We start from the raw sequence: 14,333 nt of genomic DNA, 5'->3' as shown, positions 1-14,333 counted from the left end.
TCCAGCGCCACATCGACGATCATGTCTTCTTGGCCGCCGACCATGCGCCGCTTGCCCAGCTCGACGAGGATGTCGAGGGTCTTCAGGCCGTACTTCTCGGCGGCCACTTCGGCATGACGCAGGAAGCTCGAATAGACGCCGGCGTAACCCAGGCCCAGGGTTTCGCGGTCGACCCGCACCGGGCGGTCCTGCAGCGGCCGGACGATATCGTCGGCGGCGTCCATCAGCCGGTACAGGTCGGTGCCGTGGTTCCAGCCCAGGCGTTCGGCGGCGGCGATGAACACCTCCAGCGGCGCGTTGCCGGCGCCGGCGCCCATGCCGGCCAGGCTGGCGTCGATGCGGTCGCAGCCTTCCTCCACCGCGACGATGGAGTTGGCCACACCAAGCGACAGGTTGTGGTGGGCATGCATGCCTACCTGGGTTTCCGGCTTGAGCACGGCCTTGAAGGCACGCATGCGCTCGCGGATGTCGCGCATGTTCATCGCGCCGCCGGAGTCGGCCATGTAGATGCAGGTCGCGCCGTAGCTCTCCATCAGCTTGCCCTGCTCGGCCAGCTGCTCGGCCGGGATCATGTGGCTCATCATCAGGAAGCCGACAGTGTCCATACCCAGGTTGCGGGCGTATTCGATGTGCTGCTTGGACACATCCGCCTCGGTGCAGTGGGTGGCGATGCGGACGATGCGCGCGCCGGCCTCAAAGGCGTTCTTCAGGTCGTGCACGGTGCCGATGCCGGGCAGCAGCAGGGTGGCGATCTTGGCGTGCTCGATCACGTCCGCCGCCGCCTCGATCCACTCCAGATCGGTGTGGGCAGCGAAGCCGTAGTTGAAGCTGGAGCCCTGCAGGCCGTCGCCGTGGGCCACCTCGATGGAGTCGACCCTGGCCCGGTCGAGGGCGCGGGCGATGTCCTGTACGTTCTGCAGCGAGTACTGGTGGCGGATCGCGTGGCTGCCGTCGCGCAGGGTCACGTCGGAGATATACAGCTTCTTGATCGGGTCGAAGGTCATGGTGCTCTCCTCAGCCTTGGATCATCGACTGCGCCATGCGCTCGGCGGTGGCCAGCGCGGCGGAGGTCATGATGTCGAGGTTGCCGGCGTAGGCCGGCAGGTAATGGGCGGCGCCTTCGACTTCGAGGAACACCGAGGTCTTCAGGCCAGAGAAGTGGCCATGACCAGGAATATTCAACGGCGCGGACTCGGGGATGACGTCGAACTGCACCTGCTGCTTGAGGCGGTAACCCGGTACATAGGCTTCCACGGCGGCGGTCATCTCCTCAATGGAAGCTTCCACCGTGGCCTGGTCTGCGGCTTCCGACAGCACGAACACCGTGTCGCGCATCATCAGCGGCGGTTCGGCCGGATTCATGATGATGATCGCCTTGCCCTTGGCGGCGCCGCCGATCACTTCGATTGCTTTCGACGTGGTCTCGGTGAATTCGTCGATATTGGCGCGGGTGCCGGGGCCGGCGGACTTGCTGGCGATGGAGGCGATGATCTCGGCGTAATGGACCTTGGCCACGCGCGATACCGCCGCCACCATGGGGATGGTGGCCTGGCCGCCGCAGGTGACCATGTTGACGTTGCGCTGCTGCAGGTTCTGCTCCAGGTTGACCACCGGTACGCAGTAGGGGCCGATGGCCGCCGGGGTCAGGTCGATCAGGCGGATGTCCGGCTTGATGCCGCGCAGGAAGGCGTCGTTCTTGACGTGGGCGCCGGCCGAGGTGGCATCGAAGACGAAGTCGATCTCGCTGAAGATCGGCAGGCGGGTCAGGCCTTCGACGCCTTCATGGGTGGTAGCAACGCCCAGGCGTGCGGCGCGGGCCAGGCCGTCGGACGCCGGGTCGATGCCGACCATGGCGGCCATCTCCAGATGCTGCGCGTTGCGCAGCACCTTGATCATCAGGTCGGTACCGATATTGCCGGAACCGACGATGGCGACTTTTAGTTTCTTGCTCATGAAATTCTCCTAGGTCAGTCGGTGCCGAAGGTCACGCCGACCCGGCCGATGCCGTCGATCTCGGCGTCGAAGCGATCGCCGGCGGCAACCGCGGCCATCGGCCCGAGGGCGCCGGTGAGGATGAGGTCGCCGGCCTTCAGCGGCTCGCCACAAGCGGCCATGGTGCGAGCCAGCCACACCGCAGCGTTGAGCGGATGGCCGAGGCATTCGGCACCGCTGCCGCTGGACACCAGCTCGCCGTTGCGGTTCATGCGCATGCTAGCGCCGCGCAGGTCGAGGCCGTCCAGCCGCCGCGCCGGGCTGCCGAGCACGTAGCAGCCGCTGGAGGCGTTGTCGGCCACGGTGTCGACGAAGCGGATGTTCCAGTCGACGACGCGGCTGCCGACGATCTCCAGCGCCGGGAGCACCCAGCCGCTGGCGGCTAGCAACTCGGCGAAGGTGGTGTCCGCGTACGGCAGGTCGCGTTCGAGGATCAGGGCGATCTCCGCCTCAATCTTCGGCTGCAGCACGCGGCGCAGCGGCACGGTCTCGTTGTCGCCGTAGGCCATGTCGGCGAACAGCGTGCCGAAGTCCGGCTGGTCGACGCCGAGCTGCGCCTGCACCTTGGAGTTGGTCAGGCCGATCTTGCGGCCGACCACCCGGCGCCCGGCGGCGATGCCGTGGGCGACGTTGAGGCGCTGGATGGCGTAGGCGGCAGCGGCATCTTCACCGATGGCGTCGCGCAGTGGGGCGATGGCCTCGCCGTGCTGTTCCGCACGGCGCAGGTCGGCGGCCAGGCGTTCGAGTGTTTCTTGGCTAACGTTCACGCTTCACCTCGGTGCTGCAGGAAATCCAGGACCAGACGGTTGAACCTGTCGGCGTGCTCCCACTGCGCCCAGTGGCCGCAGTTGTTGAACACGTGCAGTTCAGCGTTGGGAATACCGGCGATCAGCCGCAGGCCGACGTCCATCGGCACGAAGCGGTCGTTACGGCCCCAGACCACCAGGGTCTGGGCCTGGATCTCACCCAGGCGTGGGCCGAAGTCGGGGAACTGCTTGGGATTGGCGGCGAGGCTGGCGACGAAGTTGTCGAGGTGCTCGCGCCGGCTGAGCATGTTGTCCAGGCGGGTCTGGAACAGTTCCTCGGTGAGGTCGCTGGGATCAAAGACGAAGACGTCCATCATCTTCTTTAGGTTGTCGATGGTCGGCTCGCGGTACAGGCCGTTGAGCAGCTTGATGCCCTCGGTGGGCATCGGCACGAACGCACTGGCGCCGCCGGTGCCACCGCCCATCAGCACCAGCTTGCCGACCCGCTGCGGGTGGCTGAGGGCGAAGGCCACGGCGCTGTGGCCGCCCATGGAGTTGCCGAGGATGTGCACGCGGTCGAGGCCGAGCTGGTCGACCAGGCCCTTGAGGATACGGGCGTTGAGGTCCGAGCGCGATTCAGCCGATACGATCGAATCGCTCTTGCTCCAGCCCGGGCAGTCGAGTAGCACCACGCGGTAGCCAGCTTCGACCAGCGGCTCGATGTTGCGGTTGAAGTTGGCCCAGCCACTGGCGCCTGGACCGGAGCCGTGCAGCATCACCACGGTCTCGCGGGCGTTGCCCGGATCGCAGTCGTTGTAGTGGATGTTCAGTTCGCGGCCGTCCTCGGCGATACGCACGGAGCGGCTGGTGGCGGACTCGGTGAAAGCGGTCATCGCAGGTTCCTCCAGGCAGGGTCAGGCCAGCGGCTGCGCAGCGAGCGCGCCGTAGCCGGCGATCCACTCGGGGATCGGTCGGTAGTAACGGTCGAAGGCCTCGTAGGGGCCGAAGGCGGACAGCGCTGCGAAGGCCGCCACCCAGGTCTTTACCTCGTGGGTGGACTTGCCGGCCAGGGCCGACAGCTCGGCGTTGCCGAGGCCGTCCAGTTCATGCAGGCGGGCGCCGACGAGGGTGTCGAGGAACTGCCGGTCCCACTCGGGGTTGAGCGGGTGCAGGCTGTTCGGGTCCTCGACGAAGCGCCGCGCGGCGGCGATCACTCGCTGTTGGCGAGCCTCGCGTTCTTCTGCGGGCAGGTGGCGGCCGCTGCCCTTGAGGCGGTCGGCCATCAACCCCTCGACCCGTGCCAGCTCCGGCACCGGCGGTTGGTGCGAGAGGCCACCGGAGCCGAGCAGCAGCACGCGCTTGCCAGTGGCACGGGCGAAGCGGCCGATGGCCTCGCCGAGCAGGCGCGCGCGCTGGAAGCTCGGCAGCGGCGTGGCCACCGAATTGATGAATACCGGGATCACCGGGTAGCGTTGCAGGCCACCGAGCAGTTCCTCCAGCGGCTGGGCGAAGCCGTGGTCGACCTGCATGCGGTAGGACACCGCGGCGTCGATGCCGTCGGCCAGCACCGCCTCGGCGCACTGCTCGGCGAGCGCCGGCGGCACGCTGAGCATGCCGGCGGCGGTGCCGAAGTCGCCGATGGCGTGGGCGGCCATGCCGATGCAGAACGATGGCATCACGTCGTAGAAGAAGCCGTTGTAGTGATCGGGTGAGAACAGGATCACCAGTTCCGGGTCGAAGCGCTCGATGCGCGCCCGCGCGGTGGCTGCCATCGCGTCGACCTCGGCCAGCACCGCCGGCGCCGGATCGACCAGCCCCACCAGCGGGGTGTGGGAAATGCATTGCAGTAGGGCACCCATCTCAGGCCACCTTCGACGTCAGCGGCGCTTGCATGCCGGGCGCAGGGGTTGCTGCGAGTGCCTGCAGCAGTTGGTCTCCGATCTCGCCGACGGTCTGGGGAAGGGCAAGCCCAGCGACGAAGCGATCCGGTCGCAGCAGGACAATGGACGCTGGATAGCGGCCGAACCATTCCTTGAGGCGACCCGTGGTATCGCCAACGCGGACCACGCCATCACGCACTTCACGGCTTGAATTGAGCTGAACGTCTGGCAGTACCTGGATGAAACGAGTGCCAAGGGCGATCCAGGCGTCGACTTGCTCAGCGCTCAGCCCCCAGAGCGGATCGGTTCCCCACGCGATGAAAGCGAAGTTGCTACCGATCACCTCATCCAACAGCATGACGGCGCCTTGTTCGGTGAGCACCTTCGGCTGGATGAACATGCCGCCTACTGGCGACGACTTGTTATCCGATGCAACCAAAGCCCCTTGGGAATACTGCGGCATCGGTTTGAAGCGCATTTCCAGGAAGTATCGTTTCACCGGTGGCAGGTAATTCAACAGCCAGGAGATGCCATCGCGCAGTGCCCCTTGCCAGCGCTTGGGCGGCGCCAGAACGTTGCCGGCAAGAACGGAGAGATCGATCATCGCCTTGGCGTGGTCGCGGCGTTCCTGCTCGTAGGTATCCAACAGCTTTTCGCCTGCCAGCCCCTTCACGACCAAACCCAGTTTCCACGCCAGATTGCTAGCGTCGCGCATGCCACTGTTATAACCCTGGCCCTGCCACACGGGCATGATGTGCGCGGCATCGCCGGCGAGCACCACACGCTGTACCCGGAACTGGCCGGCCAGACGCGCGTTGTGGGTGTAGACGCGCTTGCGGATCAGCTCAACGCGGTCCGGGTTGGGCAATACCTTGGACAACAGTTGGCGCATGTTTTCCGGCTTGCTCAATTCCTCCTCGGTCTCGCCAGGCATGACCATGAACTCGAAGCGGCGCACGCCGTGCGGCAGTGCTGCCGAAACGTATGGGCGTACCGGGTCGCAGCAGAGGTAGACATTGGGCGTTCCGAGCGGGTCGTTGGCAACGTCGATCACGATCCACTGGTTTGGAGCAGTCTTGCCGTCGAACGTCACTCCGAGAGTCCGACGGATCAGGCTATTCCCTCCATCGCAAGCCACCAGGTACCGTGCGCGCACAGTCTCCACACGACCGTGCGGCGCTTCCATTCGCAGGCTGACGCCCTGCTCGTCCTGCTGAAAGTCAATTACCTCACGCGAAAACAGAGTTTTGACGTTCTCAAAGCGGGACAAACCGCGGTACAGAACAGCATCTACTTGAGGTTGGATGAAGGCATTGCGTCGTGACCATCCGAACTCGTCGGTCATCGGCTGGATGTCGGCAAAACAGCGACCTCTTGGGGTCAAGAAACGCATGGCATGCCAGGGCGTCGTGTGAGGAAGTACCTCATTGACCAGCCCGATTGCTTGCACGGTCCGCAGCGCCTCATCGTCGATGCCGATGGCGCGTGGATAGTCGATCAACTGGTCTAGCTTTTCGATCTGCAGTACCTGAATCCCAGCTTGGCCAAGATAGTTGGCGATGGTCAGACCTACGGGGCCTGCGCCAAGCACCACGACGTCAGCGGTGTAGTCAGCTTGGGCAGAATAATCGGAACGGTTGGCGCTCATTGTTCTGGTCCTTTGCATTGCCCTGCGGCCAGCCGCGGAGAAATGCAGGCAAAGCCGGGCTCGGCCTCACGCAAAGTTGCGCAAGGTTGTCGCATGGGCTGTTGGGCGGTAGGGGTTAGCGGATGCTCACGGCACTTCGTCGAGAAGGCGTAGGTGTGAACGACATCGACATAGGATTCGGCGAGGCCAATTCAGCGGACGTTAGGTGTGGCCGCCGGATGGCAAGGGTGTGCAGGCACGGATGGCTCATGGCTTATCCCCTGATAGGGCATTTGTAGTTGTTGGGGTGAGTATAGGAATGGCCAATCGTGTTCTACAATGAAAAACGCCCTTGTCGTGCACTAAGTGCACATCATTGTTTTTAAAGGATTTTATGACAAGAGACCGTGATTCAGACTACAAGATCGTCCGGGGATTGAGCCGGGGATTGGCGCTACTCAATGCGTTGAACCGAGTAGATGGCGGAGCAAGCGCAGTGCGTCTTGCCGAGATCTCGGGCATACATCGCACCACTGTGCGCCGTCTTCTTGAAACACTGCAGGGCGAGGGCTATGTACATCGCAGCGAATCAGACGGCAGTTTTCGCCTGAGCATGAAGGTGCGCGAGCTGAGCGAGGGCTTTCGCGATGAGCAGTGGATCTCTGCCGTTGCCGCGCCGCTGTTGGCCGAGCTACTCCAGATAGTGGTGTGGCCTACTGATCTTTGCACTCTTGATGTTGATGCCATGGTGGTGCGTGAAACCACTCACCGTTTCAGCCGACTTTCTTTTCATCGTTCAATGATTGGCCGCCGGCTCCCTTTGCTTCAAACCGCAACAGGTCTGGCATACCTGGCATTTTGTGGCGATGCAGAGCGTGAGCAGATCATTGCACTCCTAGCACAACGTGAGGGGCCTGAGTTCCGTTTAGCACGAGACTCCATTGCGCTCGATAACATGCTTCGAAAAGTTAAGCATCAGGGCTATGGCGAGAACTTCATGGCTTGGAACCAAGAAGAAAGAATTGCCTCGATCGCGGTACCTGTCTTCGCTAACTCAAGGCTTTTGGGCTGTTTGAATCTCGTCTACGTGGCGCAGGCGATGTCGATTGAGCAAGCGGCTAATCGCTATTTGGCAGCGCTCCAAAAAACTGCGAGGCAAATCGGCGACAAGATGGAGTAGCCTGAGGAGCACAGCCGACAATGCCGATTCAGATGCGCCGTGGGACATTGAGGCGATGACGCAGCGGTACGCCTTGAGTATTGTGCGCTCCTCTCAGGCGCACTTCCCTTTTGTCGTCGGTGAGTATTTCATTTTTGATCGTGTGCCAGAGGTGGAGGCCTTTATTGCAACCGCCAAGAGCATCCATGACTCGTTGCTGATGCTTGATTATTTACCAATGATCATTCAGTCAGAGTTGGTTACTGGTTTCTCCATCGAAGGCGAGCACGTGGTTCTTAGTTTCGATATTTAAAGAAATGGCTCACGCTGGGAAATTCCAGACCTGATGGAAACCGATCTGCATCGGCACCCTGCGCATAACCGAGCAGATACTCAACAAACAGATTGAAGTGAACATAACCTTTCGCCATGCACCGCTCACCGGCCTGCAGACCTATCAAGCGCAATTTGGCAGCACTCCGGAGTCCAACAGTACCCAGGACAGCATCAGCTTCCCCACACTCTATCCGGATCTGCCACTCAAGGGCTCCGCTAGCTTGCACGCGAAAGCAGAGATACTCCTGGAGGCTCGAATCAATCGCTTGCAAGCCTGCCAAGGCATCGCGCGCAACGTCGAGATGCTACTGCGTCAGACGCCAGGCGCAAGTATGAAGGAGCTTTGTTTGCGCTTGAACATTGAGCCCCGCACATTGCAGCGCAAGCTCAAGGATGCAGGTACTAGCCTTGAAGTAGTCCAGGCCAGAATCAGGCATCAACGGGCGGCGGTGATGCTTCTCGACCCGGGCCTGAGCATTGAAGTGATCGCACTTAAGCTTGGTTTACCGATCGAAATAGCTTCACCAAGGCCTTTACACGCTGGACAGGCACGCCACCGAGTCAATACCGAAAAGGGTTTTCCAACAGACAATAAGAGCCTGGGAAAACAACCACCCAGCAAGCTCTTCCTTGGCAATAAATATTTCCGAAAAAATTGCACCGAAACACTTAAACGACGCCGTCCCGCCCCCACAAATCCGATCCTCCGCTCTGGCCTGTTGATGCACCGGCCGGTGCTTTCAGAGCCTGCCTATCGTCCCAAGGCTCTACTCACATCCCAGGCTGCGTCCCGTCCGTTGATCGTGGCGGCAACTGATCGTCCCAAGTGGCGTTCTATCACTGGTTTCCAGGGCACTAGACTGAAGTTCACCCCATCCTCAAGCAGGGCGAATCGTCCACTGGCGAGCATGATGCTGCGTCGGTAAGTCCCTCTGACGCTCTGGCCATCAGTGAGCGGCCGGTATATCAAGCCTGTTTCCCTGGAGACTGCTTGGGACGTAGAGAAAAGCTCCCGGTCGCGCAGCGTCACCAGCAGGTTGCGCGCCAGGCTCACGCGCTGGCCTTGCTTCTCGGCCAGCCCCTGCTCGATCAGGAAATCGGCGCGCTGCTGCATGGCCTGCTTCACCTCACCAGCAAATCCAAGGTCCCCCAGCCCTCGCCCGCCGCCAATGAGTCGCTGGTCGAGCCATGTGGCGCCGATCACACGGGCCTGTCGTTCAATCGGTAGGTGCGACTTCAGCTCCACGGCCACGCCGCTCAGTCGCTGTGCGTCGTACTGGCGGCCACGCTCGGGCAAATCGTCGGGCACCTTCCATAGCCCTTCGGCCACACGCTCCACGATACCAGCACGACGCAGGGCTTCCAGGCGGCGGACGTGAGTCGCCACGACCTCCCGCGGATCACGGTCAGCCTTTGCCTGGCCCTGAGCAACCGCCAGGTGATGGTCGGTGCGATACAGGCCATCGCTCGCCAGCGCGACAATGGTACGGTCGGCCGCGCGTATCTCAGCCGAGCCACGTACCTCAACCACCGATCCTGTGGGGTAGTTCGCCAGTTCGTCGCGGGCATTGAGCGCGACGTAATGGGCCTTGCCGTCGATACCGTCGATGACCAGATAACCCCGGTCGCGCAGCTCGTCGGCCAGCCCTTTGGCGGTCACCCGGCCGATCACGGTACGCCCCCCCTCTCCCGGCTCGAACACCGCCAGCTCACGCGGCTGCCCGCTCATGGCCAGCTGCATCGTGCGGATGATGTCGCCCCGCTCGCCCAGGGCGCGCAAGGTCTTTTCCGCGTCCGCTTGGACGGCCCAGGTGCCGGGCTGTGTCTCGTCGGCCAGCCCCAGGCGCTGCAAGCGTTGCAGGCGGCCGATCAGCAGCAGGCGCTGGCGTTGCAGACGGGGCTCGTTGAGGCGTTCGACATGCATCCGGCCATCGTCGCCAGCCTCACGTTTCAGTGTGCGATCCAGGCTCGTCCATCGCTCCTGCTCCACCTCACGCTGCAGGATCTGCTGGATCTCCAGTTCGGTGCGAGGCCCCAGCCATTCGGTGGCCAGTTCTGCGGCCCGGTGGCGGAAGCCGTGGGCGATGTAGTCGCCAGCGATGATGAGGTCCTTGCCGGTGTCGTCTCGCCCACGCAGGACAATATGGGTATGAGGGTTGTCGGTGTTCCAGTGATCCACCGCCACCCAGTCCAGACGCGTGCCCAGGTCGGCCTCCATGCGCCCCATCAGATGCCGGGTGTAGGTACGCAGGTCATCCAGTTCGGCGCCATCCTCTGGCGCGACGATAAAGCGGAAATGGTGCCGGTCGTCCTGGCAGCGCTCCCTGAATGCGCCGAGGTCGGCCTCGTCCACCTGCGGCCCATAAGCGCGGCCCGGTTCGCCGTCGCGGCCAGCGCCGTCGCGTTCGATGTAGCGCAGGTGCTTGACCAGCGACCGTGGGCTGGCCTGGCGCTGGTTGACCAGCAGGGTCTTGATGGTCACCCGGCGCGAGAATGGCGTAAGGGAGGCGCCCGCGAAGCGCGCCGCCGTGTGCCCACGCCCCAGGCGCGAGCCGGGTCGCTGACCGGCGTGTTGTCCCTTGTCACCGGCCAGTGCCGGACGCCGTACAGCCGACTTGCCACCGACCTTGCCGACCTGCTTGAGCACCTTGGAGACAAAGCCCTTGCCTCGGTACTTCGGGGTGTTGGGCCGAATGCGAAAATCGTCGTCACGCCGGTCGGTCATGGCTGTTCCCCCGTCGAGCCAGGGCGTGTCCTGGCGTGTGAAGCACACGGGTATGCCGGCATCGGCGCGTGTTGCGCGTCGCACACAGCACGGCGGTGAAGCCGCGCCGTGCCGCTCCTCCCCCCACGTGCAGACTGGTGTTGCGGGCGAGCAGGTGCCGCCCCCTTTTGTCTTGCCTTCCGCTTTTGCTCTGCCCTGCCCTCCTGGCCTCGGCGCCTAGGCGGCTCTGCTGCACCAGCAGCCAGCCTGTCTGCGAATGCGCCAGTGGCCGCAGGCCGGACGCGTTCGAGGCAAGACATCTGCACGCAGGACAGCTGCGCCGGGTGTTGCGCGAAGCGTGGTGCGGATGCGCCCGCGCTGCACGTGCGACGACACGGCAGCAGCAGCGAATCGGCGACCATCATGGATGTGTCTCCGACCAGATCGGGCGCGCGACGCCGATCACGGCGGACGTGCTGACCGGCCCGAAGTAGCGGCTGTCGAACGACGCCGGGTTGGTCACGCTCAGCAGGAACAACTCGCCCTCGATCAGCGGTCGGCAATGCCGCCAGGATGGCAGCAGCCGGCCCAGGCGGTCGGCAGGCAACGCGGTGGCCACCGGCACGCCGTCGATGCGTACCTGGCCGGCGACGACGCAGACGTGTTGCGGCGCAACCGCACCCACGCGCTTGAGCAGAGGGATGTGCGCCGGCAGGTAACCGCGCTGCGCAGCGAGTGCGGTAGCGTCGGCAGGCAACCGGACCAGGATGAAGCTGTCCACGGACAACGGACGTGGCGGCGAGCCGGCCCCGGACTGAAGCGGTTCGATGCGATACCAGCCGACCGGAACGCTGTCGGACGGGTTGTAGATCAGGCGCGGCAGCGGCTGCGCGAAGGACGCCCAGGCCAGCGCGGCAAGGCCGACGGCGGACAGTACGGCCAAGACGATGCGAGCGCGCAGACGCGAGTATGGACGCGGCGCGAGACCTGCCGTGGAAACAATGGTCATGACCATGATCTCCCGGCGAGCCAGGCGGCGTGCCGCTCGGCGGTGTAGTCGGGCAGCGGCGAGCGTGCAACGATTCGGTTGCCCAGCGTGCGCCAGTACGCGGGCGATGCGGCGGCTGGTGCGATGCCCAGCGCCTCGATGGCGTCGATGCGTTCGAGCACGGCGCGCACCGTGTTATCGCCTTCCATATGCAGCAGCAGGCGCGCGCCAGGCAGCACGCCGGGGAGGCGCTGCACGGTGTCCAATGGCGTGCACGCCTGCATCACCATGAGTTGCCAGCGGATCGTGCCGTAGTCGTTGGCCTGCCAGCGAATGCGGCAGAAGACGGCACCCGGCAGGAACACCGCGACACGTCGCCAGTGATCCAGGCGGGTGATGCGTGCCGGCTCGCCGAAACGCAGGTAGAGCTTGATGCGCTGCTCCACATAGGCGAGCGAAACTCGGGTCAGCTGCGCAGCGTCGGTCTGGCCGGCGAGCACCGCGAGCGATGGCGGCGGCGCAGGCGTGGTCTCCGTGAGCTGTGTGTTCATAGGGATGTCTCCGGGAACTCGCGCTCCAGCAGCGCGCGCAGCAGATCGGCGACCGTTACCCCCTGGGTGAACGCCGAGACCTTGATGCGGGCGCGCATGGCGGGCGTGATGTCGAGGGTCAGGCGTGCGGTGTAAAGGTCTCCTTTCTGCAGGCCGCCAGCATCACCCTGGCGCACCCACGCCTCGGCGTGCGGATTCGCCGGCGGACGCGCGCCGATGGCCGTGCGTTTGCCGCGCTGGCGGTTCATGCCGTCCACCGCAGCAGCTCGTCGACCAGCGCTGTGATCTCCCGCGCGGCGGGGCTGTCCGGAGCCGTCTCGCGAGCGAGTCGCCCGGCGGCCACGCTGTCGGCAAAGACGATGCGCTGGCGCACCTCGGCGCGCAGCGCCGGCAGCGGTTGGTCGGCCAATGCCTGGCGCGCCTCGCGACCAATGATGGTGGTGCTGACACGCCGGTTGATGACAAAGGCCGCCGCCAGTTGCGGCCGGAACACCTGCGCCTCGCGGATCAGCGCGACCATCTCGGCGCTGGCCCACAGGTCGTAAGGGCTGGGCTGCACCGGGATCAATACGCGCTCAGCTGCCAGCAGCGCGGAGCGCGCCAGGGCGGCGATGCGCGGTGGCCCGTCGATGATCACGTGATCGGCGCGACGCGCCAGTTCAGGCGCTTCCTGGTGCAGCGTCTCGCGGGCAAGGCCCACGGCGCCGAACAGCCTGGGCAAGCCCTGCTGGGCGCGCCGTTGCGTCCAGTCCAGCGATGATCCCTGTGGGTCGGCATCCAGCAGGACGACCTGCTGACTGCGCAGCGCAAGCTCGCCCGCGATGTGGGTGGCGAGCGTGGTCTTGCCGACACCGCCCTTCTGGTTGAGCAAAGCGATGATCATGGCGCGGCCCTCCCTGCTGGAAAGCCGGCCTGACCGTGCCGTTTCGTCGTTGTCCACCGCAACGGCGCGCCTCTACAGCAAGTTAGAGCTTTTAAGTTAGAGAGGTTAAGGGAGGCTGTATCCCGCGTGGGATATGGCCTGCAGAGCATTTCGCACGCCTGATAGCACGATAGTGATACGCCCGATAGCACGATACCCCGTACGCCTGATAGCACGAGCCCATGCACAGGTTTTCCCGCGCTTATCCCCGTGCCGTGGGCGGCACGGGCCGGAATGTCAGCAGCTCCGCGCGAGACTCCGGGATGCGCTCGATGCCGAGCACGTAGCCTGGCAGCGACTGCCGCGCCACCAGGGCGCGTAGGTCGCAGGCGAAGTCGCAGAGTTTGGCCGTGCTGCCCGACTTGCGGTGCAGGTGACGGAAGTCGAACTGCCAGCCTTCCGGCTGTTTGCCGCCATGCTTGCGCACCAGGCGGTACAGCCAGCGCTCGATACCGCCAGTGAGGCGGAAGTACGCCGGGTCGATGGTCAGCACCAGGGCGGCATCCAGCACGCCCGCGTAGAACCAGTCCGGCAAGATCAGCTCGATGCCCAACGGCGTGCCGCGGGCGTCGGCCAGCTCCTTCCATTCGTTGATCCAGGAGAAACGATGCAGACGCCGCCCGGTGGTCTCTCGGATAGAGGTGGCCACCGTGGTCGACTGCAGACGATCCAGGGCGGCCTTGAGGCGCTGGTAGTCGCGCAGCGAAACCCCGCGACCGATGAAGCGCAGGATTTCGTAGGGTGTGGCGCGCATCAGGCGTGACGGGTGCAAGCCCGCGTCGCGCGCCGCGACGATCTGGCTGGCCGCCCAGATCAGCACGTCGGCATCCCAGATCGTGGCAATGCCGTGCTCTCGCGTGCCCTCCACACGCACGGTGACACTGCCGGACTGGAAGTCGATCGGCGTGGTGCGCCGTGACTTGCCCAGCGAGAAGAACGGATAGGCCATCAGATCCTGGCTGTCGCGCGGCGCCATGTCCCCCGGCAAGGCTCGGAACAGGTCGAGCTGTTCCCGCTCCGGCTTGGGGCCGGTCATGGCGCTGGCCACCGACGTGCCACCAGTCAGTGCGCACGGCTGTCGGCCGAGTGCTGCTCGGCATATTCAGGATCGGAGGTGGCCTCGAAGCTGTGTTGGTCGGCCCAGGCATCAAGGTCGGCAATGGCATACATGACGCGCCGGCCGAACTTGCGAAAGCGCGGGCCGCCACCGATCACCCGCTGCTTCTCCAGCGTGCGCGGCGATAGACGCAAGTAGACGGCGGCCTCGTCATTGGTCAGGTAGCGCTGCGGCTGGACAGGAGCAGCGATTTGTAGTGGCTTGGCGTGAGCAGCAGCGGGTCGTACGGGAGCAGGTCGCATAAGGGGGAGCCTCCATCTTTCAGGACAGCCCGGCCACACCAGCGCAGCCGGATGGAGACAGTCTCAGAA

15 protein-coding genes are annotated in these 14,333 nt (G+C 64.4%); 2 read left to right on the top strand and 13 right to left on the bottom strand.

What is annotated here, in order from left to right; genetic code table 11:
* The 6 genes from dmpG to BLS61_RS06815 form a co-directional block, all read right to left on the bottom strand.
* Nucleotides 1-1,004, bottom strand: a 1,004-nt coding sequence (gene dmpG, locus BLS61_RS06840; protein WP_090429150.1) for a 4-hydroxy-2-oxovalerate aldolase, incomplete at its 3' end; no start/stop codon positions are given.
* A 10-nt stretch (nucleotides 1,005-1,014) separates the two neighbouring features.
* Nucleotides 1,015-1,953 (bottom strand): acetaldehyde dehydrogenase (acetylating), encoded by a 939-nt coding sequence (locus tag BLS61_RS06835; RefSeq protein ID WP_090429146.1) that lies wholly within the window; start codon nucleotides 1,951-1,953, stop codon nucleotides 1,015-1,017.
* Nucleotides 1,954-1,967: 14 nt separating this feature from the next.
* On the bottom strand, nucleotides 1,968-2,759 hold the full coding sequence (mhpD, locus tag BLS61_RS06830; RefSeq protein WP_090429143.1) for a 2-keto-4-pentenoate hydratase: 792 nt from the start codon (nucleotides 2,757-2,759) through the stop codon (nucleotides 1,968-1,970).
* On the bottom strand, nucleotides 2,756-3,631 hold the full coding sequence (locus BLS61_RS06825; RefSeq protein WP_090429140.1) for an alpha/beta fold hydrolase: 876 nt from the start codon (nucleotides 3,629-3,631) through the stop codon (nucleotides 2,756-2,758). The genes mhpD and BLS61_RS06825 overlap by 4 nt, the downstream gene beginning before the upstream one ends.
* 21 nt (nucleotides 3,632-3,652) lie before the next feature.
* Nucleotides 3,653-4,597, bottom strand: a complete 945-nt coding sequence (locus BLS61_RS06820; protein ID WP_090429139.1) for a 3-carboxyethylcatechol 2,3-dioxygenase — start codon at nucleotides 4,595-4,597, stop codon at nucleotides 3,653-3,655.
* A gap of 1 nt (nucleotide 4,598) precedes the next feature.
* Nucleotides 4,599-6,266 carry a bifunctional 3-(3-hydroxy-phenyl)propionate/3-hydroxycinnamic acid hydroxylase gene (locus BLS61_RS06815; RefSeq protein WP_090429136.1) on the bottom strand — a complete coding sequence of 556 codons (1,668 nt, stop codon included), beginning with the start codon at nucleotides 6,264-6,266 and terminating at the stop codon, nucleotides 4,599-4,601.
* Nucleotides 6,267-6,639: 373 nt separating this feature from the next.
* On the opposite strand from BLS61_RS06815, the gene BLS61_RS06810 reads away from it, so the two are divergent.
* On the top strand, nucleotides 6,640-7,425 hold the full coding sequence (locus BLS61_RS06810) for a DNA-binding transcriptional regulator (RefSeq protein ID WP_090429134.1): 786 nt from the start codon (nucleotides 6,640-6,642) through the stop codon (nucleotides 7,423-7,425).
* The gene (locus tag BLS61_RS23365) at nucleotides 7,352-7,717 is read left to right on the top strand and encodes a hypothetical protein (protein WP_139205538.1); all 366 of its coding nucleotides are present in this window, start codon (nucleotides 7,352-7,354) and stop codon (nucleotides 7,715-7,717) included. Before BLS61_RS06810 ends, BLS61_RS23365 begins: the two co-directional genes overlap by 74 nt.
* Before the next feature lie 774 nt (nucleotides 7,718-8,491).
* Here the strand turns inward: BLS61_RS23365 and BLS61_RS06800 are convergent.
* The 7 genes from BLS61_RS06800 to BLS61_RS06760 all read right to left on the bottom strand — a co-directional run bounded on the left by BLS61_RS06800 (nucleotide 8,492) and on the right by BLS61_RS06760 (nucleotide 14,264).
* Nucleotides 8,492-10,465 (bottom strand): relaxase/mobilization nuclease and DUF3363 domain-containing protein, encoded by a 1,974-nt coding sequence (locus BLS61_RS06800; protein WP_090429128.1) that lies wholly within the window; start codon nucleotides 10,463-10,465, stop codon nucleotides 8,492-8,494.
* Between the two features lie 400 nt (nucleotides 10,466-10,865).
* The gene (locus tag BLS61_RS06790; protein ID WP_090429125.1) at nucleotides 10,866-11,453 is read right to left on the bottom strand and encodes a S26 family signal peptidase; all 588 of its coding nucleotides are present in this window, start codon (nucleotides 11,451-11,453) and stop codon (nucleotides 10,866-10,868) included.
* A complete protein-coding gene (locus BLS61_RS06785; protein WP_090429123.1) occupies nucleotides 11,450-11,983 on the bottom strand; it encodes a DUF2840 domain-containing protein in 534 nt (177 codons plus the stop codon). The genes BLS61_RS06790 and BLS61_RS06785 overlap by 4 nt, the downstream gene beginning before the upstream one ends.
* On the bottom strand, nucleotides 11,980-12,231 hold the full coding sequence (locus tag BLS61_RS06780) for a chromosome partitioning protein ParB (RefSeq protein ID WP_090429181.1): 252 nt from the start codon (nucleotides 12,229-12,231) through the stop codon (nucleotides 11,980-11,982). The genes BLS61_RS06785 and BLS61_RS06780 overlap by 4 nt, the downstream gene beginning before the upstream one ends.
* Nucleotides 12,228-12,866, bottom strand: coding sequence for a ParA family partition ATPase (parA, locus tag BLS61_RS06775; protein ID WP_090429121.1), 639 nt, complete (start codon nucleotides 12,864-12,866; stop codon nucleotides 12,228-12,230). Before parA ends, BLS61_RS06780 begins: the two co-directional genes overlap by 4 nt.
* Before the next feature lie 241 nt (nucleotides 12,867-13,107).
* Nucleotides 13,108-13,941 (bottom strand): replication initiator protein A, encoded by an 834-nt coding sequence (locus BLS61_RS06765; protein ID WP_208598777.1) that lies wholly within the window; start codon nucleotides 13,939-13,941, stop codon nucleotides 13,108-13,110.
* A 26-nt stretch (nucleotides 13,942-13,967) separates the two neighbouring features.
* Nucleotides 13,968-14,264 carry a helix-turn-helix domain-containing protein gene (locus BLS61_RS06760; protein ID WP_090429113.1) on the bottom strand — a complete coding sequence of 99 codons (297 nt, stop codon included), beginning with the start codon at nucleotides 14,262-14,264 and terminating at the stop codon, nucleotides 13,968-13,970.
* Between the last annotated feature and the right edge of the window lie 69 nt (nucleotides 14,265-14,333).

It is taken from the genome of Ectopseudomonas guguanensis, from assembly GCF_900104265.1.
In the GTDB taxonomy this organism is placed as follows: domain Bacteria; phylum Pseudomonadota; class Gammaproteobacteria; order Pseudomonadales; family Pseudomonadaceae; genus Aquipseudomonas; species Aquipseudomonas guguanensis.
The sequence above is the reverse complement of the archived record's forward strand: the minus strand, read 5'-3'. Positions and strand labels throughout refer to the sequence as shown.

What these genes read in the sequence shown, in the direction of transcription:
- BLS61_RS06765 (WP_208598777.1), bottom strand. Translation starts at nt 13,941, where the DNA reads ATGACCGGCCCCAAGCCGGAGCGGGAACAGCTCGACCTGTTCCGAGCC.
- BLS61_RS06780 (WP_090429181.1), bottom strand. Translation starts at nt 12,231, where the DNA reads ATGAACCGCCAGCGCGGCAAACGCACGGCCATCGGCGCGCGTCCGCCG.
- BLS61_RS06785 (WP_090429123.1), bottom strand. Translation starts at nt 11,983, where the DNA reads ATGAACACACAGCTCACGGAGACCACGCCTGCGCCGCCGCCATCGCTC.
- BLS61_RS06820 (WP_090429139.1), bottom strand. Translation starts at nt 4,597, where the DNA reads ATGGGTGCCCTACTGCAATGCATTTCCCACACCCCGCTGGTGGGGCTG.
- BLS61_RS06810 (WP_090429134.1), top strand. Translation starts at nt 6,640, where the DNA reads ATGACAAGAGACCGTGATTCAGACTACAAGATCGTCCGGGGATTGAGC.
- BLS61_RS06760 (WP_090429113.1), bottom strand. Translation starts at nt 14,264, where the DNA reads ATGCGACCTGCTCCCGTACGACCCGCTGCTGCTCACGCCAAGCCACTA.
- BLS61_RS06790 (WP_090429125.1), bottom strand. Translation starts at nt 11,453, where the DNA reads ATGACCATTGTTTCCACGGCAGGTCTCGCGCCGCGTCCATACTCGCGT.
- BLS61_RS06825 (WP_090429140.1), bottom strand. Translation starts at nt 3,631, where the DNA reads ATGACCGCTTTCACCGAGTCCGCCACCAGCCGCTCCGTGCGTATCGCC.
- BLS61_RS06800 (WP_090429128.1), bottom strand. Translation starts at nt 10,465, where the DNA reads ATGACCGACCGGCGTGACGACGATTTTCGCATTCGGCCCAACACCCCG.
- BLS61_RS06835 (WP_090429146.1), bottom strand. Translation starts at nt 1,953, where the DNA reads ATGAGCAAGAAACTAAAAGTCGCCATCGTCGGTTCCGGCAATATCGGT.
- BLS61_RS06815 (WP_090429136.1), bottom strand. Translation starts at nt 6,266, where the DNA reads ATGAGCGCCAACCGTTCCGATTATTCTGCCCAAGCTGACTACACCGCT.
- parA (WP_090429121.1), bottom strand. Translation starts at nt 12,866, where the DNA reads ATGATCATCGCTTTGCTCAACCAGAAGGGCGGTGTCGGCAAGACCACG.